At 42.5% G+C, this 25,763-nt stretch carries 18 protein-coding genes; 7 read left to right on the forward strand and 11 right to left on the reverse strand.

What is annotated here, in order from left to right:
* Positions 1-26: 26 nt before the first annotated feature.
* Complete coding sequence (locus tag LZG71_RS17305) at positions 27-1,166, reverse strand: cystathionine gamma-synthase (protein ID WP_233822380.1); 1,140 nt, start codon at positions 1,164-1,166, stop codon at positions 27-29.
* 146 nt (positions 1,167-1,312) lie between these two features.
* Here LZG71_RS17305 and LZG71_RS17310 point away from each other — a divergent pair, with 146 nt between their 5' ends.
* The 6 genes from LZG71_RS17310 to LZG71_RS17335 all read left to right on the forward strand — a co-directional run bounded on the left by LZG71_RS17310 (position 1,313) and on the right by LZG71_RS17335 (position 8,581).
* Complete coding sequence (locus LZG71_RS17310; RefSeq protein ID WP_233822382.1) at positions 1,313-1,999, forward strand: TVP38/TMEM64 family protein; 687 nt, start codon at positions 1,313-1,315, stop codon at positions 1,997-1,999.
* Between the two features lie 127 nt (positions 2,000-2,126).
* Entirely contained in the window at positions 2,127-3,710 is a 1,584-nt protein-coding gene (locus LZG71_RS17315) for a sodium:solute symporter (RefSeq protein ID WP_233822384.1), read from the forward strand.
* Positions 3,711-3,849: 139 nt separating this feature from the next.
* A complete protein-coding gene (locus LZG71_RS17320; RefSeq protein WP_233822385.1) occupies positions 3,850-4,821 on the forward strand; it encodes a dihydrodipicolinate synthase family protein in 972 nt (323 codons plus the stop codon).
* 113 nt (positions 4,822-4,934) lie between these two features.
* Positions 4,935-5,345, forward strand: coding sequence for an RNA polymerase sigma factor (locus LZG71_RS17325; protein ID WP_233822387.1), 411 nt, complete (start codon positions 4,935-4,937; stop codon positions 5,343-5,345).
* A 238-nt stretch (positions 5,346-5,583) separates the two neighbouring features.
* Positions 5,584-7,620, forward strand: a complete 2,037-nt coding sequence (locus tag LZG71_RS17330) for an SUMF1/EgtB/PvdO family nonheme iron enzyme (RefSeq protein WP_233822389.1) — start codon at positions 5,584-5,586, stop codon at positions 7,618-7,620.
* A gap of 88 nt (positions 7,621-7,708) precedes the next feature.
* A complete protein-coding gene (locus LZG71_RS17335; RefSeq protein ID WP_233822391.1) occupies positions 7,709-8,581 on the forward strand; it encodes an AraC family transcriptional regulator in 873 nt (290 codons plus the stop codon).
* On the opposite strand, the gene LZG71_RS17340 is transcribed toward LZG71_RS17335, so the two are convergent.
* From LZG71_RS17340 to prfB, 9 genes are all read right to left on the reverse strand, one after another.
* On the reverse strand, positions 8,582-9,016 hold the full coding sequence (locus tag LZG71_RS17340) for a DoxX family protein (RefSeq protein WP_233822393.1): 435 nt from the start codon (positions 9,014-9,016) through the stop codon (positions 8,582-8,584).
* A 241-nt stretch (positions 9,017-9,257) separates the two neighbouring features.
* Complete coding sequence (locus LZG71_RS17345; protein WP_233822395.1) at positions 9,258-13,268, reverse strand: PVC-type heme-binding CxxCH protein; 4,011 nt, start codon at positions 13,266-13,268, stop codon at positions 9,258-9,260.
* A gap of 192 nt (positions 13,269-13,460) precedes the next feature.
* On the reverse strand, positions 13,461-15,071 hold the full coding sequence (locus LZG71_RS17350) for a RagB/SusD family nutrient uptake outer membrane protein (RefSeq protein ID WP_233822397.1): 1,611 nt from the start codon (positions 15,069-15,071) through the stop codon (positions 13,461-13,463).
* Positions 15,072-15,090: 19 nt separating this feature from the next.
* Positions 15,091-18,441: a TonB-dependent receptor gene (locus tag LZG71_RS17355; RefSeq protein ID WP_233822399.1), complete on the reverse strand. Its 3,351-nt coding sequence runs from the start codon at positions 18,439-18,441 to the stop codon at positions 15,091-15,093.
* A 247-nt stretch (positions 18,442-18,688) separates the two neighbouring features.
* Positions 18,689-19,756 carry a FecR family protein gene (locus LZG71_RS17360; RefSeq protein ID WP_233822401.1) on the reverse strand — a complete coding sequence of 356 codons (1,068 nt, stop codon included), beginning with the start codon at positions 19,754-19,756 and terminating at the stop codon, positions 18,689-18,691.
* 50 nt (positions 19,757-19,806) lie between these two features.
* Entirely contained in the window at positions 19,807-20,379 is a 573-nt protein-coding gene (locus LZG71_RS17365; RefSeq protein ID WP_233822403.1) for an RNA polymerase sigma factor, read from the reverse strand.
* 240 nt (positions 20,380-20,619) lie between these two features.
* Entirely contained in the window at positions 20,620-21,405 is a 786-nt protein-coding gene (locus tag LZG71_RS17370; protein WP_233822405.1) for an alpha/beta hydrolase, read from the reverse strand.
* Entirely contained in the window at positions 21,398-21,631 is a 234-nt protein-coding gene (locus LZG71_RS17375) for a DUF2281 domain-containing protein (protein WP_233822407.1), read from the reverse strand. Before LZG71_RS17375 ends, LZG71_RS17370 begins: the two co-directional genes overlap by 8 nt.
* A 95-nt stretch (positions 21,632-21,726) precedes the next feature.
* Positions 21,727-22,801, reverse strand: a protein-coding gene (gene prfB, locus LZG71_RS17380) for a peptide chain release factor 2 (RefSeq protein ID WP_233822409.1) whose coding sequence is annotated in 2 segments (ribosomal slippage) — positions 21,727-22,740 and positions 22,742-22,801 — 1,074 coding nt in all. Because the reading frame shifts where the segments join, the coding sequence is not laid out codon by codon here.
* Between the two features lie 462 nt (positions 22,802-23,263).
* On the opposite strand from prfB, the gene lpdA reads away from it, so the two are divergent.
* On the forward strand, positions 23,264-24,661 hold the full coding sequence (gene lpdA / locus LZG71_RS17385) for a dihydrolipoyl dehydrogenase (protein ID WP_233822411.1): 1,398 nt from the start codon (positions 23,264-23,266) through the stop codon (positions 24,659-24,661).
* A gap of 89 nt (positions 24,662-24,750) precedes the next feature.
* Here lpdA and LZG71_RS17390 read toward each other — a convergent pair whose 3' ends face one another.
* Positions 24,751-25,749, reverse strand: coding sequence for a polysaccharide deacetylase family protein (locus LZG71_RS17390; RefSeq protein WP_233822413.1), 999 nt, complete (start codon positions 25,747-25,749; stop codon positions 24,751-24,753).
* Positions 25,750-25,763 lie beyond the last annotated feature (14 nt).

Below are 25,763 nucleotides of genomic sequence, written 5' to 3' on the forward strand. Positions count from 1 at the left end.
TTGGCTTTCGATTGCAAAAAAAGACATCATCCAATCGCCTGTTCCAGGTCATTAATAAGATCTTCCACATCCTCAATTCCAACACTCAGCCTGATCAGTGTATCTTTTAGTCCTACTTTCTCACGTTCTTCTTTTGGAATACTTGCATGTGTCATACTTGCCGGATGTGTACATAGCGATTCGACACCGCCAAGGGATTCGCCCAGAGAAAATACTTCCAGATTCTCCATAACGAGTACGGCTTCTTCATACACGTCGCCCTTCATTTCAAAAGAAAGCATCCCGCCAAAACCGCGCATTTGCTTTTTTGCGAGTTCATGACCCGTGTGAGAAGGAAGCCCCGGGTAATAAACCTGTGCTACTTTTGGGTGATTTTCCAGCCATTGTGCCACCTGAATAGCATTTTCACAGTGGCGTTGCATGCGAATGTGCAGGGTTTTTATACCTCTCAGTACAAGAAAGCAATCTTGCGGTCCGGGAACGGCCCCGGTCGCATTCTGGATAAATGCAAGCTGTTTTGCCAGTTCATCATTACTTGTAATCAGAGCACCCATTACAGTGTCCGAATGTCCGCCGAGGTACTTGGTAACCGAATGCATGACAATGTCAGCACCCATGTCAAGCGGATTTTGAAGATATGGAGAAGCAAAGGTGTTATCCACAGCGGAAAGAATACCTTTTTGCCTACAAAGTGTTGTGATGGATTCAATATCAATAATCCTCAGAAGTGGGTTTGTTGGTGTTTCCACCCAGATCAATTTGGTTTTATTAGTAATCACATTTTTGATGTTATCCACATTACTCATGTCAACAAAGTGGAAAACCAATCCCAACGGTTCAAAAATGCGCTTCATGATTCTATACGAGCCACCGTAAATATCGTTGGTTGCTATAATTTCATCACCGGGTCTGAAAAGTTTGAGCACAGCATCTGTTGCCGCGAGCCCGGATGCATAACAAATCCCGTGTTTACCATTTTCCAAAGCAGACAAAGCATTTTGTAGCGCTGTTCTGGTTGGATTGTGCGTCCGGGAATATTCGTAACCTTTATGCTTACCGGGACTTTCCTGTACATAAGTGGAGGTTTGATATATGGGTGTCATAATTGCCCCCGTTGTCGGATCGGGTTCCACACCTGCGTGAATTGCTTTGGTTCCGAATTTCATATTTCGATTAGCTGTGAGCTATAAGCTGCTGGCTTTTAGCTCTGGTTGTCTGAAAGCCGATCGCTGACGGCTACTTTTAACAAAGATAAGTTTATGAAAAACCTTTTTCGGCATGCAATCGTTGACTTGGGACATATATTACAAATATGCATTCGGAGAAATTACCAGCAAAAAAATTATCATTACCGGTTATCGTAAGTGTTTTGCTTACGCTCATTCCATTGGTAACCACTTCTATTGCCACAGCCTGGGCAGTCAGTAATGAACCAGTGCTGAGATCCTGGCCTGTCGAACATTGGATTTTAGTGACGGTCGGGCTTACAATTGCATCGGCCATTGCTCTTACTCCGCCTACTTTTCTGGCACTCGTATTCGGCTATTTTTTAGGTTGGCTCGCTCTGCCGCTTCTGTTCGGCCTTAATATAGGAGCCATTGCCATTGTTTTCGGGATGTCGCGCTTTCTGCAACCGGATGTGGTCAGGCATCACCTGATACGGATCTATCCTAAGGTATCCGGTTTGCTGAAAAAATTCCATCAGAACGAACTTCGTCTCATATTTTTCACAAAATTATCTCCAGTATTGCCTTTTGCTGTCACCAATTTATTCTTTGCCATGGCAGGAGCGCGCTTCAGGCAGGTACTGGCCGGTGGTACATTAGGTATGATCCCAAGAACAATTCTGGCGGTATGGGCAGGAAAGGAAGCGCAAAATATAGCCTATTTGCTCGATCATCCCAATGAAGGACTTTGGACTAAGGTGATCATTATTTTACTCATTATCATTTCCTCAGTTGGGATAGGCTACTTTTTCAGAGATAAAAAACATGTGTAGGAACAGTAAATCACGCAGATATAACGTCGAATGGTAATATCGTACAATAATCAGGCACGAATACATATAAAATTGTATTATTTATCCTGTTTATTTGCAATTAAGTGATACTTATCCAAAAAGTAGAATGAAATCCTTACCTATTGTTGACCTTCTTATCGTTATTGCTTACCTGGTGGGAATGGTGGGAGTCGGTATTTATTTTTCCCGGAAAAACACCACCTCCGAACAGTTCACAAAAGCTTCCGGGAAAATCCCCGGCTGGGCAATAGGAATTTCTATTTACGCTACTTTTTTGAGTAGTAATACTTTTTTAGGGGTTCCTGGTAAAGCCTATGGCAGCAATTGGAATTCCTTTGTATTCAGTCTTTCCATGCCGCTTGCTGCTTGGGTAGCTACGCGCTTTTTTATACCTTTTTATCGTAACACCGGTACGGTTTCAGCATACACCCACCTTGAACACCGCTTCGGCCCCTGGGCCCGTACTTATGCCGTTGTCTGTTTTCTACTCACACAGCTTGCCAGGATGGGTTCGATATTTTTCGGGATTGCACTTAGTTTACAGGCACTTACAGGTTATCCAATGTCTACGATCATGATCGTAGTGGGCATTTGCATTGTGATTTATACGGTGATGGGAGGGATGGAAGCCGTAATATGGACGGAAGTGGTGCAGGGTGTAATTAAGACAATAGGTGCTCTGGTAATACTCTATCTCGTGGTAAATGGCATGGACGGAGGTATTTCGAAAATCATCGATATCGGAAAAACAGATAATAAATTTAGTCTGGGCAGTTTTGCTCCCGATTTTTTGCAGTCATCGTTTTGGGTTGTGCTTCTGTACGGATTTTTTATGAATCTGAACAATTTTGGTATGGATCAAAATTACGTCCAGCGCTACCACACCACCACATCCATCAAAGAGGCAGCCAGTTCAATCTGGTTATGTGTATATCTTTATCTTCCTGTTTCGCTGATCTTTTTTATTCTCGGTTCCTGCCTTTATGCTTATTATCAAAGTAGTCCCGATCTCCTGAATGCTGTGCGGATGCAGGCAGCAACTGAACGTTTACCGCAAGGAACAACAGCCGCCATTCAACAGTTGGCAGCCACACTTACGCCGGCAGAGTATGGCGACAAAGTGATGCCGCACTTTATGGTAAATAAGGTTCCGGCAGGCTTACTTGGATTAATTGTGGCGGCAATTATGTCTGCGGCAATGAGTACGATCAGCTCAGGAATGAATGCTTCGGCTACCGTTTTTTCTGTTGACATCTACCAGCGTTACTTTAAAAAGGATTTAAATCCGGCGCAGTCAATGCGACTTTTATACGTGGCAACAACAGCTTTTGGATTGTTGGGAATGATAACTGGTATCGCCATGATTGGCGTTAAAAGCGTGCTGGATGTGTGGTGGATGCTTTCCGGAATTTTTGCAGGAGGCATGTTGGGGTTGTTCTTATTGGGAATTATTTCAAGGAATACTAAAAACACAGAGGCCCTCATTGCAACTTTGATTGGTATTGCGGTCATTATCTGGATGACTTTTTCAGCCAAACTCCCGGATGAATATGAATATTTGCGTAACCCTCTTCACCAAAATATGATCATGGTTGTAGGTACGCTCACCATTTTTCTGGTGGGAGTATTACTGACACGGTTCAAAAAGAAGGTGGATCCGGAGCCAGATGTGGTGCTGGAAAGGCATTGATCTAAGTGTATTATCGTTTGTACAGAGTTTTTGCCTAAAACGCGAAAGTTTGTGTCTCCCAAACTTCATTCCGACGTTGTCTTTTCTAACCTTTTGTGTTTTTACAAAATTTAAACCTAAACACTAAAAATTTAATAACATGACTACCATTCCTACACCCTCTTCATTACCACAAGGCTTTATTCCGGTTATGATCACGCCATTTTTGGAAAATGGAGCGGTAGACTACAAGGGGCTTAAACAATTGACTGAATTTTATCTGGAAGCAGGTGCAGCGGGTTTGTTTGCGAACTGTTTATCCAGTGAAATGTTTGAGCTCAGTGAACAGGAGAGGTTGGATGTTACCAAAACTGTGGTAGATCAGGTTGCAGGAAGAGTTCCCGTTGTTGCAACCGGGACATTCGGTGGTGCCATCCCCAAACAAGCGGATTTTGTTAAACGTATATACTTGACCGGTGTGCAGGCAGTTATTGTGATATCCGGTCTTTTAGCAGATGAGCAGGAGTCAGACGAGGTATTTCTTGCTAATGCCCAAGAACTTATTGCTCTTACTGAAAATATTCCTCTTGGTTTTTATGAATGTCCTGTCCCTTATAAGCGGCTGATAAATAGCGATGTACTTTCGGAATTGCTCAAAAGCGGGCGCGTTGTTTATCATAAAGACACCTGCCTGGACGCAGAAGAGGTTGCTCGTCGTCTTGAAGTGGCAAGAGAATATAATTTTGGACTGTACGATGCCTATATGGTCAATGCAGTTTCATCGCTTCGTGCAGGTGCTGCCGGCTTATCTTGCATTCAGGGCAACATTTATCCTGAGCTGGTTGTATGGATTTGCAAGAACTACAATGAGCCTGGTAAAGAGTATGATATAGCCAGAGTGCAGCAGTTTTTTGTAGATACGATGGATGTCGTACATGCCGCATATCCTATCAATGCAAAGTATGGTTTGGCAAAACGAGGTTTCCCGATATCAGCATATACAAGAAGGGACGTCGGGGTTTTTACAGAAACATTGAAAGACGGAATGGATGAGGTAATGTCACAATTGGATAGTCTTTATGAAGATCTGGGTATAATTAGCCTGTTTAAAAATTACGAAGTTGTAAAGTAGACATGATCTACTAATGCGATGTTTGAAATTGGATGAATACTACGTCGCTCATTTTGAGTGGATTAATGAACTTATTATAATCAATTGATTAATATCTTTTTCTTCTGATTCCTATGACTTTTCCAGATCGAGAAACGCTTAATCGTGTAACGCAGGGAGATGATGTTGCTTTCATGCAGGTATATCTGCATTTTCGTAGACCAGCACTGGTATTTTGTAGCAACTTATTGAAAAATGAAGTAGAAGCGGAAAATGTTATTCAGGATGTATTTGTAGAGATTTGGCGTCGTAGATCAGACATAAAGCCGGATTGTAGTTTTCAATCGTATCTTTTTGCAAGTTTGCGAAATCAGGTTTTTGATCAGTTGAGAAGAATTAAAAAGGACAGATTTCTTAGCGAGGAATATTTGAGACGTCTAGGAGTATATTCTGGGGAAGAACCGGCAGAAAAAGAGGGAGCAATAGAAAGTTTAAAAACGCGGTTGACAAGCTTTCCGAAAATAGAAAGCGCATCATTAAACTGAATGCGGAAGACAACTGGTTTACCAGAAAAAAGACATAGTATCATCAGAATGAGTATATCGTTGCCTATTCCTTTATTTATAGTCAACCAGGATCCCGCCTGTTAAAAAGAATTTCAAGCCATATTGATAAGGGAAATGATTTTCTTCCGTAAGCATGGAGATCGGAAGTATATCTGTCGGTTTGTCTTGCTTGGCAGTTAAGCTTCGATGGATATGTCTTTATATTTGGGATACCAAAATGAATATTAATAAATTGGATACAGTGAAAAGCAATTTTATGAAATGGATGTGCTTAATGTGTGTGGTCTTCCTTTCGGTATCCCTAGCGCTGGCTCAAAAAAAATATGATACAGGGATTCAAATGGTAAGTATTCCTTCCGGAAAGTTCTACATGGGATCGGAAGGTGAGGGAGAAACCGCAGATGAAAATCCGGTCCACCGGGTTTCTATAAAATCATTCAGGATATCTGCTACCGAAATAACCAATGCACAATACGAAGCATTTGACCCGTCGCATAAAAAATTAAGAGGCAAAAGTGGTTTCTCAAAAGAGGATGACGAAGCAGTTATTTTTGTCAGTTACGCCGAAGCTGTCGCCTTTTGTAACTGGCTGAGCAAAAAGGAAGGCAAAACATATCGGTTGCCCACTGAAGCGGAATATGTATGCCGTGCCGGAACGGTTACCGATTTTTCAACCGGAAGATTTTTGTCCAAAGCACATCTTAAAAGCCAAAAAACAGACCGGAATCCTGAGATCGTATCGCTAAAAGTTGCTCAGGCTGAGCCCAATGCATTTGGAGTTTATGATATGCATGGTAACGTTGAAGAATGGTGTTCAGATTGGTACGGACCGTATGCCTCAGGCGAACAAAGTGATCCTGTTGGTAGGGTATCGGGTTTGTTTCGTGTAACGAGAGGAGGCAGTCACGGAACGCCGGTGGTCTATCTTCGGTCGTCAAACAGAATGGCAATGATTCCGGAGGACAAACATTTTCAGTTGGGATTTCGGGTGGTTGAGGGGGAATTGCCGACAACTAAGCCTCTTGCAGCTACTCCGGCAACAGCTGTTTACAAAAATGTAACTCAGAAAAAATTTGGCTGGAAGAAAACTTCGGATACCAAACCGGTATTTATGGAACCTATAAGGTACGTTCACAAACCTGAGTGTCCGGATGAAGTTCCTTTTTTCCATCACAACCATTGTCCGGCTATTACCTGGTGTCCCAACGGGGATCTTCTGGCGATTTGGTTTTCTACAAATCAGGAATCTGGAAGGGAAATGACGATACTGGCAAGCCGGCTTAGGGCAGGGCTAAATGAGTGGGATAAACCATCCGAATTTTTCAACGTTCCCGACCGAAATATGACGGGCTCATCCATTTTTAGTGATGGAAAAGGCACGCTTTACCACATGAATGGTGTGGAAACTGACGGTGATTGGAAAAATCTGGCGATGGTGTTGCGAACAAGTACGGATAATGGTGCTACCTGGTCGGCTCCGTCCATGGCTGATCCCGAACATCAGGTTCGCAACCAGGTGATCGCTGGTATGTTTGAAACAAAAGAAGGGTGGCTGATTCAGGCAGGGGATGCAGATCCGGGGCCTGTTGGCGGTACGGCGATCCATATTAGTAAAGACCGTGGGAAGACATGGGAAAACCCATATACTGATCCGGCTGTTCCGGAATTCAAGTCGGGTGAAACAGGCGGTCTTATCGCAGGTATACATGCAGGAGTAGTGCAATTGAAAGACGGAAGCCTAATGGCGCTGGGAAGAAATAACAATATCACCGGTTCTGATGGTTTAGCAAAAATGCCGATGAGTATTTCCAGAGACATGGGCAAAACATGGACCTATTCAGCGTCAGAATTTCCCCCTGTTGCCGGTGGACAGCGGTTAATTTTGCTTCGTTTGCAGGAAGGACCATTGTTGCTGGTGTCCTTCACACATCATCCCGAAGACCCAGACGAAAACAAAAAAGGAATGCTGTTTTCTGACGGGAAAGGCGGCACATTCAAGGGATTCGGGATGTACGCGGCTATATCGTACGACGAAGGGAAAACTTGGCCGGTTAAAAAACTATTGACTGATGGGAAAGACCGTTATCTGAACGGCGGTGCATGGACAGGCGCATTTGAAATGAACGATACGCATGCCGAGCCGCGTGGGTATTTAGCGATTACCCAAACTCCTGATAATCTCATTCATTTGGTAAGTAGTAGTATTCATTATCGCTTTAATTTGAACTGGTTGAATTTGACAATCAGGAATTAATTTTTATTAAAATATTTTAATAAATTTAAAGTAAACAAGAAAATATTTTACTTTTAGTGGAATGTAGATCATAGTTACGCAACAAAACATGAAGCCGCATTTTCACAGGGTTCCGGTCAAATCCGAAAACTCATTTAGCATACGTCACGAGCAGGCATCTGGTTTCGGAACAGTTTGGCATTATCATCCAGAACTCGAACTTCATTATCTCATAAAGGGAAAAGGGGTGAGGCTAATCGGCGATAATATTAGCAACTTTTCGGATGGAGAACTGATCCTTCTTGGAGAGAATTTGCCGCACATATGGCGGATGAAAGAAGAGGCGAATGCAAGTGTTGAAGTGATTGTAATACATTTTTTGCCTGATTGCCTGGGAAGCGGACTCCTTCATTTACCAGAAGCATACCTACTGCCCAGGTTGTTTGAAAGGGCAAAAAAGGGGTTGGTTATTGAAGGAGAGGCAAAAGAAAAGGTGATACAGCTAATGCATGAAGCGGTGGAGGCACAAAACCTCGACAGGTTAATTATTCTTTTGTCGATTCTTAAAATTCTGGCAGAGACACCGGAAAAGACAGGTATCACTTCGGGTCATGCTTTTTATAAATCCAACGACCTGGAAACACTTCGGCTGAATAAAATCTACGATTTCACCTTGGCCAATTATCAGGATGACATCAACCTTCAGCAGGTTGCAGCAATAGCGAATCTTGGAGTTACCTCGTTTTGCCGGTATTTTAAATTGATGACCCGGAAAACCTATAATGATTTTCTGGTAGAGATCCGTATCAGCCATGCCTGCCGTTTTTTAATTGAAGACAGGCTGGCTACGGAAGTAATCTGTTTTGAATGCGGCTTTAATAATGTGTCCAACTTTTACCGACACTTTAAAAAGGTTACCGATATGACTCCTCTGGAATACAAGAAAAAATACCTGTACAAATCTGAGCCGCAGCTGGCGTGATCAATTGTTGTGATTCTTCATCCATTCGTCCATCGAGAATTTTCCGGATCCGGTTATAGCAAACAAGATCACAAGAAACAGTGTGATCATAGAAAGCCACAATTCTGAATTAAGGTAAGAGAATCCTACACGCATATTTACGAAGAATACAGCTACAACCAGAATCGGAATCTGGATGATTGACGACAATCTTGTGAGACATCCCAGTGCAATGAGAAAGCCACCAAAAATATGTGCAAATGCTACGTAATGTACTGCTGTGACAGTCCAGAGCTGGATGTCAAGCTCGCTTACCAACTCGGATAACTTCGTGGTATCGCTAATGAAGCTGATACCTTTTACAAACAGTAGCACTCCCAGACCAATACGCACAGCATCCAACCAGGCCGGATGATGTGTATCGCCCCAATGTTCGATTCGATCCATCATATTCATAGCTTCTGAAATGTTTGGTTTCCAGAAAGTTATAGATTTAAATGGATTATGTCAAGAGATAATTTGTCTATTCTTAGGTTGGCCAGTTTGTATCGTTTTTATGTAAATCGTTCTTCATCTCGGAATAGCACAGGAGTTTGGGTAGGTGAACCAATATAGTTCTTTTTCCGAAATGAAGAACGCTCTTTGAAATGATTGTTTAGGGTTTAAAAAGGCGGGTAGATAATCGTTTTACAGTTTTTTACTTCATTCCAACCGGTTCTGTTACTTTCATAATACCTCTCATCACACGCCAGTGACCTGGGAAAGAGCAGATGTAGGGATAATCTCCCGTCGCTTGCGGCACCTGAAAATCAAGCCTGAAATTTTGGCCCGGATTTACCAATGGCGAAGCAAACAGGACATCGGGGGAATCAGGAACAAAGTTTTTTTCAAAACCACCTGAAACACTTGCCATTGCATCCGCCGCTGCTCCCACTTTATCCTCCGCACCTGGCTTGGTGAAGACAATGTTGTGCGGCATCAGATCTGGATTATGGAAGGTAAGGGAAACTCTTCTGCCAGCAGGCAAAGTCAGCAATGCCTGATCAAACAACATCTGAGATGGTATCGCCGAAATAGCGATTTCAATGGTTGACGCATTATCCAGACTTTTAATTATTTGTTTCGAATTTTCTGAAGGTATCAGTCCTGCCAAACGTTTCCCCAAAGCCAAAGTTCGGTTATAGGAAGGTGCAAATCTTTTATTTTCAGGTGCTTTACTAGAAAACGATAAAATTCTTTTAGACAAAACCGGCGCATAGTTTTCTTTCAGTTCTGCATCATTTTTGCCTTCAATTACTTTTTGTGCAAGTTCAAGATAGGCGCCGTCGGGCTTAATCAGTTCTGCCAGAAGATTTGCTTTTTCAGCGTCTTTGCCCGGCATTTGAAACAAAACTTTGTAAGCAGCCTGGTGAATCGGTTGCACTATTGAATCCGAACTATTTTTTGCAAGATTGTCAGGAACGGTTGTGGTCAGCTTTTTCACTTTTTCATAAAATGACGATTGCAATTGCTGATCGTTTAACAGAGAAACCCCTTCCAGATAAGCAATAAGCGACGGACCTTTTGCGGTAGCAATCGGCCAGACATTTTGATCTGAACGGTCTGACACGATCAATGCCGCATAGCCAACAGATTGCATCAGAGAGGTATGATCCTGTTTCAAAAGATTTCTCAAAGAAGAATTGGATTCCGCAAGTTCGGTTTTGTTTCTTGTCAAAAGCAATTCCACCAAATCCTGTGCCGTTTTGTTATTCTGCTCGCGGTTACGAATACTTTCAACAATTATTTCCACCGGCTTTTTCCCATTTTTACCTGAAAGTGTTTTCAAAGCCACTTCTTTTACATCTCGTTGCACGGCAGGATTATCAAGCTGTGCTTCCAAAACATGATTTGTAGAGGGCAATGCGGCAAGTTCATTTGGTGCGAGTTTAGCTAGCAAATGTGAAGCTGCTAGTGCGTCATTTTCTAAAAATTTTTGATTTTGTTTAAACGCAGCCAGCCAAACGGGTTTAAGGAACGAAAATGTCTCATTGATTGCAAAATCCAGATAATAGTCCGTAGGTTGTTCCAAAACGCTTACCGCCGCCGCAACAGCCTCTTCCGACTCAAAATAACTGAAAGCTGTAATGGCTTCAATCCTCACGCGGGGTTCGGTATCCTGCACAGCTTTGCTCAACATCGCCAAAGCTTCCGGAAGTTCATCTTTCCAATATCTGACAATACGCACCGCGGCAGCACGTGCCCGGAAATCCTTCGCATTAAGCAGTGTAGTCAATAATTGCTTGTTTACCACATGGAAATCCTGATACAACCACAACGCTTCGAGTAAATTATGCTCGTAATTTTTGTCGGTCTTATTTAATCCTTTCACCCATTTTTCCAGTTCCGGAATCAGCTTTTCAGGAGCCTGTTCACGTATCAGCACACGGGAGCGATAGCGCAACCGATCTTCATGTTCTTTCAGATTATCAAGCAATTGCGGAATAGTCTGCTTAGAAATATCAATGATTTTTAATAAAGGTTTGTTTTTATAGGACACTCGCCAAATCCGTCCATGAACCTTATCGCGTGCAGGATCACGAGGCGGATTTTCACCATGCGAAATCAATGGATTGTACCAATCTACTACGTAAAGTGCTCCGTCAGGCCCAAATTCAAGATCAACCGGACGGAAATTCGGGTCGGAGGATTGTAACAGTGGCTCCACTTCTTTACTCGTTATGGCCGATTTGTCCGGCAAGACCTGATGCTGCTTAATTCCCTGAAAACCAATTGCATTGTTGATCAGCAGATTTCCCTGAACGTCATCCGGAAAATGCCTGCTGGATACGATTTCAAGCCCTGCCGTGGGGCGTACCCTTGTCGTGGTGAACATATTGATGCGTGGATGTTTGTCAGGATAATTGATTTTGCCGGTCATTGGCGGAGCAAAATAATTGGAACCATCCGAAGCATCGCCTATCAAGTGTGTTCCCCATTTATCAAAAATGTTTCCCCATGGATTGTAATATGGATACGAAATGTAATGGTCCAGCTTGCCGGTTCGCGGCTCAAAACGGTAAGTGGCACCATTGTAAGACCGAATCGGCCCGTAAGGCGTTTCTACCTGTGTGTTGAGGAAAATACCTTCATTGAAATAAATTCCACCATCCTGACCGTATGTAAATGCGTGTGTTGCATGATGGCTGTCTTCGGAACCAAAGCCCGATAAAACGATTTCTCTCACATCCGCGACATCGTCACCATTAGTATCTTTTAAAAATAAAATATCAGGCTCCTGCGAAACAAACACTCCGCCATTTCCAAATTCGAAACCCAAAGGCAAATACAGATTATCGGCAAAAACGGTGTGTTTATCTGCTTTTCCATCGCCATTTGTATCTTCGAGGATCACTATTTTATCGTGTACCGGAACGCCGGGAATGTATTGCGGGTAAGTTGGTATCGTTGCTACCCAAAGTCTGCCGCGCGCATCAAACGCCAATGCGACAGGTTTTGCCAATGGAAAATCCTGTTCGGATGCAAAGAGATTGGCCTCATATCCTTCCGGAAGTGTGAACTGCTCCACGCCGGCAGGCTGCGCACTTTCGACGTGACTTCCATGATGAGCCGGTGCAAGATGGCGACTTTGTTTACCAGTCATTTTCGTTACCAGAAATGCCTCCTGAGCCGCAGGATTTCCGCTTTCATCAATAATTGAAATTGCTTTTTTGTACGCATCCGCTCCTTTTCCTTTACTCAAATCCCAGATCACAGAATCGAGCGAAGTCGCCATTTGATCCAGTTTCGCCATTTCTGGTGGGAAAGAAATGATTCCGAAAGGCTCCCGTCTTCTTCCATAAATATACTCTCCATTTACAGCACGCCAGCGGTAAAAAAAGTGCTCATCTTTCATTTTAATAACACTACGAAGCTTTTCGGAGCCGTCTGCAGCCAGATCAATCGCAAGGGTTTTTGGCGTAAAACCCAGTTGCAGAGCCATCATTCGGGCGGTTTCTCTGTAACCCTTGTCAGTCAAATGAATTCCATTGATTGTAATTGGGTTTTGAGGAGCACTTTGTGTAAGAGCTTTCGTAGGTGCATATAAATCAATGAAAGACAACCCTTGCTGAACGGCCGTTTTTCGCATTGTTTCCGTGTACCTTTCAAGATTACGGTTATGTTCATCAGGATTAGGAAAATGTCCTCCCAACTTTTCATGTGCAATGGGCGAAACCAGAACCAGAACTGGTGCCGATTTCCCGTTGTACTTTTTGCTTTGCAGAGCTTTGATAAAAACATTGAGCTCTTTTTCAAATTGGGGTAAACCTTTTTCCCCTTTAAAAGCCTCGTTCATCCCAAAACAAAGAAAAATGATATCCGCACTTTGCTCGCTAAGCGATTGCTGGAGACCGTCAAAATTAAGCGCAATGGGCATGTTACCACCCTCTGTCCCCCAACTTCTGAAAGAAAGATCCTTGGGGTCTTCAATTTGTTTTTTGATTTCTCTTTTAAATCCTGGAAAATTAAGTGGCCGCGGCTGAAGACCTACTTCGTCAGCGCTCCATCCCATATTCCTTACAGTTAGCTGAAGATCGAGATAGTTGCTTTGAAGAAGTGTTTCAAAATATCCGAAATGCCGCATCCTGTCGGCAAAGGTGTTGCCGAGAATGATGATGTTGTCGTTCTTTTTTGGTGAAAAACGCGGACTCAGGCTTTGCGCAAACAAGGAGCTAGGTTGGGATAAAAAATATAAGCACAGGATTCCACACAGGAGAAAATTCAGCAAATATTGTTTCAGGTTACTTTTACAATTTTTATTTACAATCATACTTTTTCCCAAACGGGCCAATTGGAATGAACGGATGCAATAGTTGGGGTGATTGATTTTTAGAAATCAGTCAAAAAAGTAAAAGGGGATTTACCAGCCTGGATTCTGTTCCAGATTTGGATTTTTTTCTATTTCCCGCTGAGGAATAGGGACATAGTACATTTTATCCTGAAAAACGCACGAAACGCCATCCACTGGCTTGGCCTGGTAAGCGTAAGAACCATCGGCTTTTTTAGTGATGTACAATGCATTGAACTGTTTCCCATTCAAAACCTGAGAAGCAATTTTCCATCTTCTCAAATCCCAGTACCTTTTATTTTCAAAGCTTAATTCAATGTATCGTTCTTTCCTGATCCGTTCCTTCATCTGATCTTTTGACAATCCTTTTGGTAATTGATAGGGACTCAGCCCTGCACGACTTCGAATCTGTTCAACCGCATCATAAACGCTCTGATCAGGAGCACTCAAAGCTTCATTTTTTGCTTCGGCATAATTAAGCAATACTTCTGCATACCGTAGTTCATTCCAGTTTTGATCACTTCCCGAACTTCCGTAATAGTCATTGTTGCTTTCGTTCATTCCCTTCCGTAAAAGATAGCCGGTAACCGTTGCGTAGGGCAGATTGATACCATCTATTGGTGCACCTTCATATAAGAAAATGGTATTTCCGAAAAACTTTTCGCCATTGTACAAAACCGTCGCATGCAGCCTCGGATCTCTGTTCAGATAAGGTTTTGCAGGATCATATCCTGAACCTGCCTCTTTTATTCCTTTGCCATTTGCCATATCAAAAGCATCGACAAACTCCTGCACCGGACAACGCGCCGATGCTGCCTGACGCGACTGAGAATCAGGCTGTCCCCATGAATCCCAGCCGTGTTCGCGGAAAGGTTTTTGATATTGGACACTGAAAATTTCCTCCTCATTATTTTTGTCAGTCATAATGTTCCGAAAATTTGAATGCAGTTTATAAGTCCCTCCGTCAATCACCTCTTTATTGACAGCCGCGGCCTGCTCCCATCTTTTTACATCATTGGCGGGATTGTATAAAGCACTTGCCCAAAAAGTAAGAACTCTTCCCAAATATGCATTTGCCGAATGGTGATTCGCCTTTCCCACATCCACAGCGCGACTTCCATAAGTTTCGGGCAGTAAAGTGACGGCCTCTTTGAGTTCGTTTACCAAAAAAGTAAAGCTCTCATCCACGCTTGCCCTTTTTACAAACAGATCGTCGTTCAACGTTTGCGGAATGGTAATTAAAGGCACACCACCATACCTTTTTATCATTTCAAAATATTGCACAGCCCGAAGAAATTTCACCTGGCCTTTTAATGCATTCTTTTCGTCTTCATCAATTGTAGCTTCATCAATTTTATCAAGAAACATATTTGCTTTGCGTACCTGTCCGTAAGCCCAGTATTGCAGATGGTCCGTGTTGGCAAACCATTGTCCCTGCAAAATATCCCTAGGCGCACCGCCCCAGTAAGTCCTGGATTCGTCTGAAATATTGTCGTGCAGATTAAACTCAAATCCCTGCACATCGAGGTACATATTATTGACAAACAACTGCATTAGAGCAGCATCTTTGAAAACTTCTTCCTCCGGAATCGCGTCCGTGGCTTGCCGGTCCAGAAATTTTTCATCACACGCAGTATTGAACAGCAAAACGGCAATGAATATGATTGTTGTAATCCTTTTCATATCAATATTGTGTTTAAAATCAAAAAGTTAGATTCAGCCCCAGGTTCAGGGTGCGCTGCTGTGGATAGTAAGAGCCGGTAGGATTTTCGGTTTCAGGGTCAAAAATTTTCATTTTGTCGATCAACAGAAGATTAAGACCGGAGAAGTAAAGTCTCAGATTCTCAGCGTGGAATTTGCGGGAGATGTCTTTTGGTAAAGTGTAGCCAAAATCAACCGATTTCAACCGGATGTAACTTGCATCGCGCAGGTACAAAGTGGAAGTGAGTGAATTATTAGGGTGCCCCGCTTCCCACGGTCTTGGATATTTTGCATTAGGATTTTCTGGCGACCAATGATCCAGCAGATCCACGAAAGTATTCCGGGTTCCTCCCAGAAAGAAGTTTCTGGCCATTCCATCCAAAACACGGTTTACTCTTGCAGCTCCCTGAAACAATACGCTCAGATCGAAACCTTTGAACGATCCTCCAAAGCTAAGTCCACCGATGATTTTCGGGATGTGATTATCCATTGAAATAATGGTCAGGTCATTTGCATCCACTTTTTGATCTCCATTGATATCCGCATACTTCACATCACCGGCTTTTTGTCCACCATTGAACTGAGGCAGATATGCAGTTACTTCTTCATCTGTCTGGAAATATCCAAGTGCTTTGTATCCGGTTATAAATCCGAGGGGACGGCCGGTTTGGAGCAAATAATCAGGGGTGTTTGCAGGTTCATCAAGCGTAATGACATTGCTTCGAGAGAAACTTCCATTTGCTTTTACAAAGTAATTAAAAGACCCGATTCTTTTTTGATGGGTAAGGGAAAGTTCAATACCCTGATTGTCAACCACCGCATAATTTTCAGCTGGTAATTGCGCACCCAAAGTAGCAGGAATTGATCGGATCCGGCTGCGAAGAATGTTTGATGTTCTTTTGTTGAACCAATCAACTTCAAACTGGAACATGCCACTCCACAATGATCCTTCCAAGCCTATGTCAGTGATGTTGGCCTTTTCCCAGCTCACATTGGGATTTGGCAAAATTCCTGGTGAAATACTGGATAATGCGTTAGTACCCGAAATAATGCTTCCCGATGGATTGAACACCTGCTGATACTGGAATGAAGGCCGTCTTCCATAATACACGTTTCTGTCGTTTCCTACCACACCATAAGAAGCTCTCAGTTTCAGATTATCAATAAATCTCAGATTGCTGTTGTCACGAATAAATGATTCTTCGCTAAGCCTCCAACCCGCAGAAACGGCGGGGAAAAAGCCATACTTTTTTGTTGTAGGAAAAGCCACGGAACCATCTCGACGGAAAGAGGCTTCAAAAATATACCGCTGCATGAAAGTGTAATTGAGCCTGGCAATGGCTCCTCGCCTTCCATCCGTAAACGATCCGCCATTGGCATCTTTTTGATTTTCACCGCCATAAAAAAATTCATCAAGTCCTATAGCCGGGAAATTGGTCCGAAAACCATAGAAATTAGTGCCTTTCGCATCTATTTGTTCAAATAAAAGCAATCCGCCCAACTCATGCTTGCCAAATGTTTTGGAGTAATTCAAGGAAGCATTAAGCGTTGTGGTATTATATTCATCAAATGATTGATTCAGAGCCGTTTTCCCATTCCATCCTCCATAGGGATAAATTTCCAGCGTATTCCCGTCGGCATCCTGCCTGTTCATGAAAATCGGTACCAGATAACTTTTATTGGTAGAATATTCTTTCCCAAAAGACGCACGGCCGCTGACAGAAAGTCCCGGAACAAAAGGCAGATCATGTTTGAGCGTAACGGTTGTTTGCAAAAGATTCATTTTTGTTTTGCTGTAACCCGTTTTCACCTCCTCCATAGGATGCTGCTCACGTGTATAGAATATGGTTCCGTCGGGATTGTAGGCCATATCCATTGGGTAGGCCGCTACGATATCATCAAAAATGGCTTCTGCTGAATACCCGCTTCCATTACTGTTGCGTGTACTTGCATCAAAATCAGCCGAAATGGTGAAGTTTTTGTTAATCTTGGCATCCACATTGGAACGGATCGAATAGCGCTGGAAATTAATTTCATCATACATTCCATCCTGATCCATATAACCAACTGACAGATAGTATTTAATGGCATCAGATCCTCCATTTACGCTGATATTTTGCTGCGTTTGGAAAGACTGGTTTTTCATCGTCATGCCATACCAATCGGTTTCGGGCACTTTTCCCAACCGAATATCTTCCAGCATTTGATCCGTGTATTGGATCGGCTTGCCTACGTTCTGGACTGCTTTGTTTTTTGTTGTAGCGTATTCATATGCATTCATTACACGCGGATAGCGCGTAGGCTGCTGAATTCCTGCAAAACCATTGTAGTGAAAAGTCGGCTTACCTGTACTTCCTCGTTTCGTGGTGATCAGCACAACGCCATTTGCAGCTCGTGAACCATAAACCGCTGTTGCAGAAGCATCTTTTAATATGGAAACGCTTTCAATTTCATTGGGATCGATTTGCTCCATTCCCCTCACAATGCCATCTACAAGTACAAGTGCGCTATTGTCACCAAATGTACTTGCACCACGAATAGAAATGCTTGATCCTGATCCTGGCTTACCATTTCCGTTTACGGCGATCAATCCCGGCAATCTTCCTGTGAGCGCATTGGTAACATTGGTTACGGGTGTTTTCAACATCTCATCGCCATCCACCGCAGCAACGGAACCGGTCAGGTTGACTTTCTTCTGAACACCATAGCCAACTACCACAACTTCCTCCAAAGATTTGTTGTCAACCTTGAGTACGACATCAATCGTAGTGCTTCTGCCAACAGGTAATTCCTGTGATAAATAGCCTACAAAGGAGAAAACCAAAACAGCTAAGGTGTCGGTTACCTCAACTTCATACCGTCCGTCAGTATCCGTTACAGATCCCTTTTGTGTTCCCTTTTGTACAATATTCACACCCGGCAAACCTTCGCCTCTCTCATCAGAAATTCTGCCTGAAACCCGCAGATCAACCGGATTTGTTTCCAGTGCCTCATCTTTTTCCAAATGTCCGGATGATGGAACAACAGGCGCGGGTTCCGTACTTAAAATAATTTGCTGACCAACAATTTCGTACTTGATTTTGAGCGGCTTCACAACCTTCTCCAATACTTCCAGTAAGGTTTCATTAGTAGCAACAAGCGATACTTTCTGCTCGGACGGCACCACGCTAGGGCGATACGCGAATTTGACATTCGCCTGCTTTTCGATTTTAGTAAGAACCTTTCGAAGTTCCTGATTTTCTACACTCAGGTTAACCTTGCGGTTCAGTAATTCCTGCCCCGAAGCGTTGTGAGCTAAGGACACACCTGTAAAAATCACCGCCAGGAAGGCTTGCAATAGTGAGATTTTCATAAGGTGAAATAAGAATGAGTTTAGAAATAGTTGTCTTTTCATTAGATTTAAATGTTTTTGTGAATTTTTGAGCAAAAACACCTCCTTAGCGTCAGGAAACTGGCGCGCTGCATTTTGAACCGTGCTTTTGGGAGGAAACCTGCATCAGCGGTGTTGAGACCACCGCTGGTGCTTTTTGTGTAGAAGTAAACTTCGGGTTATTCCATAGTTGAGAGTTTAGTTGGAATGGCTATTTTTAAAACACTCTTTAACATCCTTTGCTGTAAATAATTACCTGAGCATCAATCAATTTGTAATTTGCTTCCAATACTTTACAGATCACTTCCAGCTTCTGAAAAAGATCCTCTTCACTGAGACTGATGGTCAGCCTACAATTCTTCATCAATTCTTCATCGAACACTACGTCAACCCCGTACGCCTTTTCCAATGTTGCAAAAACTTCTGCAGCTGAAGCATCTTCAAACGCAAAGGAAGGCAAACTGGCTTTTTCAACTAAAATGGAAGGTTTTTCGACTAAAGTTTTTGTTAACATGGCTGTTTCCTTTTGAAAAACTGCCTTTTGATTTGGCATTAAAATAATTCCATTTGTCTCCGGATCTTTCTCAGATTTATCAGAATACACCGATACGCGTCCGGTTTTGACGGAAACAGTGATGTCCGGCTCATTTTCCAGTGCCTGAATTGTAAAGCTCGTGCCTAAAACTTTGGTCACCAACCCATTGGCGTAAACCAAAAATGGTTTTTCAGGATCTTTTTCAACCTCAAAAAATGCAACTCCTTTTAAATGAACTTCTCTAAGTCCGCCCGAAAATTCTTCTGTATACCGGAGCTGACCATTATGCTGAAGATGGACCAAACTTCCGTCCGAAAGTTTTACGATCATTTCAGTTTCCTGTTTATTTATTACTTCTTTCCAATCACCGCTGGTTTGAATTTGTGATGAAATATTCGTTTGTTCCAACAAATACTTTCCCTTCCACAACCAACCAATACTCAGCAATAAAATAATCGAGGCGGCAATTCGCCAGTAACTTTTACTTGCCCAATTTGTGATACCGCTTGACTCGTTTTCTGAAACAGTTTGATCAATTCTCGACCATAATCTATTGACTTGTTCATCACTAATGGTATTATTATTTATCTCATACAGAGCCTCAACCAATATTCTGCCTTCTTCCAAAGCATAATATTTCTCTGGATAGTCGCGCTGAAATTCGGCCCAAAATGTTTCTGATTCTACGGTTGGCATACGCACCCATTCCTTGAAATAATCGTCGGCCGCAAAATCTTCCGCATTGAATTGATAATAGTTCATAATGATTTGATATTGATCATCTACATGATGCAGTGATGTGTGTATTCTTGCTAAACTATATCGGAAATTATGAGCAAAAGACTTAGGATTCTGACCGTTTCTTTCAACGTTTTCAGGCCGGAATAAATGAATTTGCAAGCCGACTGGTAGTTGATACCCATAATGCGAGCAATCTCTTCATTACTAAAATGGTTGTAGAACCGCAGGTTAAGCGCCTGTTGCTGCCTCGGACTCAGCATGGTGTAGCTGCAGCGAAGCTGTTTGAGCATCTTTTCCTTTTCCTCTAAATCAATCAGATGGCTTTCTATTAAAAATTCATCAGGATTTCCGCAAGCATTGTCAATATCAGTAGAATTGAAAAGCAGGTCCTTTTTCTGGCTGTTATTGATCTTATTTCGTAATGAGCGAAAGAGGTAGAATTTGATCGAATCGGTTTCACTCAAATTGTTTCCATGCTGCCAAAGCTCGATGAAAAGGTCATGAATACTGTCCTCAATCAATTGCACATTACTGGTTACTTTATAGCCGTAGCTAAGCAGATCTTTTGCGTAAATCTGATAGATCCGCTGAAAAGCTTCCTGATCACCCTTTCGAAATGAATTCCAAAGTTCAATATCCGGCATAATTGATCTCACTAAACTGCGTGATAACTATTTGAAACGATGCTATCGGCTTCAAACCAGCAAGACTAAGATGTAAACGGATAAGCCTCCGTATCAAAATCTTAATCCTTCCTTATACTAATGCGATTTATTGAATCTTTTAATCCTATTTTTTCTAAATATTTTGAAAATATTTTTTTAGCAAGAAAAATGTCTTGATAGAATGTGAGGAAAAGTAAATAAGAAAGGATTAATCCGATGCTAATGGAGGATTTCGATACAGTAGTCAGCCACTTTATCGACCAATTGTGTGTGTCCGCTTTTAAGAATTATAAACTTTTCAGGATCAATCAATTCCGATAGTTTTTTAACATCAGATGGCTTCATCAGTTTGTCATATTTACCTACAAATAAATACAGATCGACCTGATTTGACCGGACTTTTTGATAAAGTTGGGGTATATCAAAATGCAGTTTACGAAATGCAACCCAGGAATTATAAATCGAATGGCGCTTTTCCGGCGTGTTTAGCACCTGCATTGTGAATCTGAATAAGCTGCTATGGATAATGCCAGTTTTTTGCAGCAATTCCGCTGTTTTAAAAAGCACAGTCGGATTTTGCATCAACCATTTGAACAAATAGCGTGTCGGTGCGAATCGAGAAGCAAGTGTATATAGCGGATGTTCCGAAACGCCATCAGGTGCGGTAAGAAAGGCTTTGTTTATCCGATCAGAAAATGATTCCAGCGTAGCTAATGCAAAGCGTCCGCCCATACTGAAACCGGCAACATCGAAACGCGCAATGTTTTCTTTGGCCAGAAAAGTATTAATTGTTTTCGCCCATATCTCCTTTGTTACCAAATCGAGATGTCCCAAGCCATCACTTTTTCCATGAAAAAATAGATCAAAAGCGTAGATGGTATAATAATCACCCAGACTATCGGCAAAAGGTTGAAAACAGCTTGCGCCATCTTGCCCAATTCCATGGAAAGCAAGGAGAATGTTTGGGCCATGGCCTAGTTTGTGGTGGTGGAGGAGGTCAGTCATCTAGTTTTCCTTCATCCTTTAATTGCTTCACAAACTCATCAAACGGAATGGAGTCTTCTGATTTTCGTTCCTCAATTATTCGTGCATCTATTAAATCCAAAGTATCCTCAAAGTCATTAAATTTCTCTCTATGCTTATAGATCAAAAAGTCAACAAAATCAGAAACGGTTTCTCGCAAGTGCTCAGGTAGTTGGGAAATTTTGTTGTTCAAATCTTCGTCGGTCATTTTCTAGATTTTAAGTGAATTGACAAAAAACCTCTGAGTTCAAACATGCGAGTTTGTAATCCCAGAGGTTTTTTAAGTTTAATTGACAGAAAACTTTACGATTCCATCAAATAAGCCTTGATAAAATCATTGATCTCACCATTCAGCACAGCTTCTGTATTGGAAGTCTGGTGATCGGTGCGGTGGTCCTTTACACGGCGGTCGTCCAGGACATAACTCCGGATCTGCGATCCCCACTCGATCTTACGCTTTGAAGCTTCCACTTCTGCTCTTGCCGAGTTCCGCTTTTCAAGCTCGATCTGATACAGGCGAGATTTCAAAAGACGTATGGCTACCTCTTTGTTCATCAGCTGTGAGCGTTCCTGCTGACAAGCTATAATGATGCCCGAAGGTTTGTGATGCAGTCGAACTGCTGTTTCAACCTTGTTCACATTTTGCCCACCCGCACCGCCGGAACGATAGGTGTCCCAGGTGATATCAGCCAAGTTCACATCAATTTCGATGTTGTCGTCGGCCAATGGATAAACATAAACGGATGTAAACGAAGTATGGCGTCTTGCATTGGAATCAAAAGGAGAAATCCGGACCAGACGATGTACACCATTTTCTGATTTCAGATTACCATAGGCATATTCACCATCGATTTCCAATGTTACCGATTTTATACCGGCCACGTCACCATCCTGCAAATCCACTTCACGAACTTTGTAGCCGTTTTTCTCGGCCCACATGATGTACATTCGCATCAGCATGGATGCCCAATCCTGGGATTCGGTACCACCGGCACCTGAGTTGATCTCGATTACGGCAGGAAGTTCGTCGCCTTCCTCACCCATCATTTTCCGGAATTCTATTTCATCCAGCTTGTCAGAAAGCTTTTTGCCTTCTTCATCCACTTCTTCTTCTGTGGCTTCATTGGCATCATAAAATTCCCAGATCGTATCCAGGTCATCGCGTAAGCGCGCAAGTTCTTCGTATCCGTTTGTCCAGAATTTCAATCCGCGGATCTCCCGCATCGTTTTTTCTGCACGGGTGGAATCACCCCAAAATTCTGGTTGAACAGTTTGCTGTTCTAAATCTTCAAGTTGTCTTTTACGGTTACCGTAGTCAAAGATACCTCCCCAAAGCCTCTACACGGGCCTTCAAGTCTTTCAATTGCTCTGCTGTCATTTGAAGTTTTGAATTTTTAGTAAAAAAATAACCTCACATACGGAGTGTCTGGCTTTTAAATAATCATTATCACGGTGCGCTGCACCTCCCAATTTTATTGTTTTTGCTTTTCTACAAATACTTCGGTGCGCTGCACCTTTTAGCCCCAGGCGCAGAGCGCCGCAATACTTGTAGAAAACTGGGTAAAACGAAATATTAAGAGGTGCAGAGCACCGTAATAAAGTTGTTTGTCAGAGAAGCCGTGAATTACAAAATATTGAGTTTCACAAATCTTCAAATAACATTTAAGCACATTCAATCCGCACCAACTAAGGTTTGAAAGTCACAAAGGTACAACAAATGATGATTACCATCAGGTTCATGTAAATAGCTTCTCTTGTCAGTGTAGGCATTCCGGCAAATCGTCTTAACTTTGTGGAAATTTTTTGTCAACCCATTTCTTACAAATAAAAATACCAGAAAATGGCTCAAACATATGACGTGATCGTTGTTGGAAGCGGTCCCGGTGGTTATCCCGCAGCAATCCGTGCCTCTCAATTAGGTCTTAAAGTAGCAATTGTTGAAAAGGAGAGTTTAGGTGGAATTTGCCTGAACTGGGGTTGCATCCCTACAAAAGCGCTTCTTAAAAGTGCACAGGTTTTTGAATATATCAAACATGCGAAAGATTATGGTATCAATGCAGGAGAATATTCTGCTGATTTTGGTGCGGTAATCAAACGTAGCCGTGGTGTGGCCGATACGATGAGCAAAGGCGTTTCCTTCCTGATGAAGAAAAACAAGATTGATGTCATCATGGGTGCAGGTAAAGTAAAAGGAAGCAAAACTGTTGCCGTTACCGACAAAGATGGTAAAACAACAGATTATACAGCAGGAAAAGGTGTGATCATCGCAACAGGTGCACGTGCACGTGAGTTGCCGAATATTAAAATCGACGGTACTAAAGTAATCGAATACCGCAAGGCGATGAGTCTTGAAAAACAACCAGAATCTCTTTTGGTTGTTGGTTCGGGTGCAATCGGAATGGAGTTTGCTTATGTGTATGCATCAATGGGCACGAAAGTAACTGTTGTTGAATTCCTTCCAAACCTGGTTCCTGTTGAAGATGAGGATATCTCAAAAGAAATAGCGAAACAATATAAAAAGCTTGGTATCGAAACGTATGTAAACTCGACTGTTCAAACAGTAGATACAAGCGGAAAAGGATGCAAAGTTTCTGTTAAAACGCCGGACGGAGAAAAGACTTTCGAAGTGGAAGTAGTCTTGTCGGCTGCCGGAATCGTTTCAAACATCGAAAACATCGGTCTTGAAGAAACGGGCATCAAAACAGATAAAGGTAAAATTTCAGTAAACGAATGGTACGAAACCAGCGTTCCTGGATTTTACGCAATCGGTGACTGTACACCTGGTCCTGCTTTGGCACACGTTGCAACTGCGGAAGGTATCATCTGCGCTGAGAAAATTGCTGGTCACAAAACAGAAGCTCTGGATTACGGAAACATCCCAGGATGTACTTATTGCCAGCCAGAAATCGCTTCTGTTGGCTTTACTGAAAAGAAAGCCCGCGAAGCTGGTTACGATATCAAAGTGGGTAAATTCCCGTTCAAAGCGTCTGGTAAAGCGGTTGGTGCCGGTGTTACTGACGGTTTCGTAAAAGTTATTTTTGATTCGAAATACGGTGAGTTCCTAGGAGCTCACATGATCGGAGCAAACGTAACTGAAATGATCGCGGAAGTGGTTGTAGCCCGTAAACTGGAAACAACTTCTCACGAGATTATGCGTGCAATTCACCCTCACCCAACAATGTCAGAAGCATTGAAAGGTGCTGTTGAAGCTGCGTATGGAGAAGCGATAGATTTGTAGGAAGCTATTGGCTTTTAGCCTTTTGAAATAATAAAGCCCTGATGACTTTGGTTGTCAGGGTTTTTGTTTTTTATGGTAAATGTCAAACCTTACTTCACCTTCGCCCGTCTCTCCATAGCCTCCCGCCAGGTTGTCAAAATAATTCCTTCTTTTTCAATGTATTTCTTCAATTCAGGATCAATCATTGCCAGAAAATCTCCTTCTCGGGTAATATGCGAATCTGAAATGTGCGGGAAAATTTCTGAATGAATGGTACAATGCATAATCACCATCGTAAGTCCCGGTTTGATGTTTTTTATGGCGTTGATGTACTTTTCAGTCTTGTATTTTTGAAGCGCTTTTTCTGACTTATCACCATTTTCTGGACCTTTCCAGCCATAGCTGCTGTTTTCTAGATCATCCAGAACAGGTAATCCTGCATCCCAAAGTTGTTTTCCAACCATTCTGGTCATAGCCAGCTGATCGCCGATTACTTTCTCCTGTTGCTGTACAACCGTGTTATGCCCTCCTGGAAACATCACCGGGATTTTTTCCTGCATGCCTACTTTTAAATACCGTTGCAAAAACTCAGGGGTTGCGAACAACGTCCCCATATGAGAATCAAGGTGTGTAGGTTCCAGTCCCATGGTGCGGGCACGATCAAGTTGTGCACGGATTTCCGCTTCTACTTCGTCAGGTGATGCGTTTTTTACAACATCCCCAACACTTCGCCACATCGCTCCCTGCGAATCTACTAATCCTTTTACATTGGATTTTCCTGCCAGTGGTCCCCAACGGTAATCCTTCCACTCCGACGTCAGGGTCAGATGCAGACCCGCATCAATATCTTTGTTTTCTTTCCAATAATTTACAAAACCCGGCACCCAGCCACAGGGCATCATCACACTCAGAGAATTGGCAACGCCTTCCCGTATTGCTTTTATAGCTCCCTGATTGGATTCGTAAGACATGCCCACATCGTCGACATGAATGATCAAAACCTTTTTGCCTTTAGGATAGCCGAGTTTTTCAGCGAAGGTGGGTTCGGGGGTTTGGGCGAATGTGAGATACGACAATAGTACCAAAATGGTGGTTAGCAATTGTTTCATAATAGTTTCAGTAT

Origin of the sequence: Dyadobacter sp. CY312, from assembly GCF_021390535.1 — a bacterium.
In the GTDB taxonomy this organism is placed as follows: domain Bacteria; phylum Bacteroidota; class Bacteroidia; order Cytophagales; family Spirosomataceae; genus Dyadobacter.

What these genes read in the sequence shown, in the direction of transcription:
- LZG71_RS17335 (WP_233822391.1), top strand. Translation starts at nt 7,709, where the DNA reads ATGAAGCCGCATTTTCACAGGGTTCCGGTCAAATCCGAAAACTCATTT.
- LZG71_RS17320 (WP_233822385.1), top strand. Translation starts at nt 3,850, where the DNA reads ATGACTACCATTCCTACACCCTCTTCATTACCACAAGGCTTTATTCCG.
- LZG71_RS17330 (WP_233822389.1), top strand. Translation starts at nt 5,584, where the DNA reads ATGAATATTAATAAATTGGATACAGTGAAAAGCAATTTTATGAAATGG.
- LZG71_RS17355 (WP_233822399.1), bottom strand. Translation starts at nt 18,441, where the DNA reads ATGAAAATCTCACTATTGCAAGCCTTCCTGGCGGTGATTTTTACAGGT.
- LZG71_RS17325 (WP_233822387.1), top strand. Translation starts at nt 4,935, where the DNA reads ATGACTTTTCCAGATCGAGAAACGCTTAATCGTGTAACGCAGGGAGAT.
- LZG71_RS17340 (WP_233822393.1), bottom strand. Translation starts at nt 9,016, where the DNA reads ATGAATATGATGGATCGAATCGAACATTGGGGCGATACACATCATCCG.
- LZG71_RS17390 (WP_233822413.1), bottom strand. Translation starts at nt 25,749, where the DNA reads ATGAAACAATTGCTAACCACCATTTTGGTACTATTGTCGTATCTCACA.
- LZG71_RS17370 (WP_233822405.1), bottom strand. Translation starts at nt 21,405, where the DNA reads ATGACTGACCTCCTCCACCACCACAAACTAGGCCATGGCCCAAACATT.
- LZG71_RS17350 (WP_233822397.1), bottom strand. Translation starts at nt 15,071, where the DNA reads ATGAAAAGGATTACAACAATCATATTCATTGCCGTTTTGCTGTTCAAT.
- lpdA (WP_233822411.1), top strand. Translation starts at nt 23,264, where the DNA reads ATGGCTCAAACATATGACGTGATCGTTGTTGGAAGCGGTCCCGGTGGT.
- LZG71_RS17315 (WP_233822384.1), top strand. Translation starts at nt 2,127, where the DNA reads ATGAAATCCTTACCTATTGTTGACCTTCTTATCGTTATTGCTTACCTG.
- LZG71_RS17360 (WP_233822401.1), bottom strand. Translation starts at nt 19,756, where the DNA reads ATGAACTATTATCAATTCAATGCGGAAGATTTTGCGGCCGACGATTAT.
- LZG71_RS17310 (WP_233822382.1), top strand. Translation starts at nt 1,313, where the DNA reads ATGCATTCGGAGAAATTACCAGCAAAAAAATTATCATTACCGGTTATC.
- LZG71_RS17375 (WP_233822407.1), bottom strand. Translation starts at nt 21,631, where the DNA reads ATGACCGACGAAGATTTGAACAACAAAATTTCCCAACTACCTGAGCAC.
- LZG71_RS17305 (WP_233822380.1), bottom strand. Translation starts at nt 1,166, where the DNA reads ATGAAATTCGGAACCAAAGCAATTCACGCAGGTGTGGAACCCGATCCG.
- LZG71_RS17365 (WP_233822403.1), bottom strand. Translation starts at nt 20,379, where the DNA reads ATGCCGGATATTGAACTTTGGAATTCATTTCGAAAGGGTGATCAGGAA.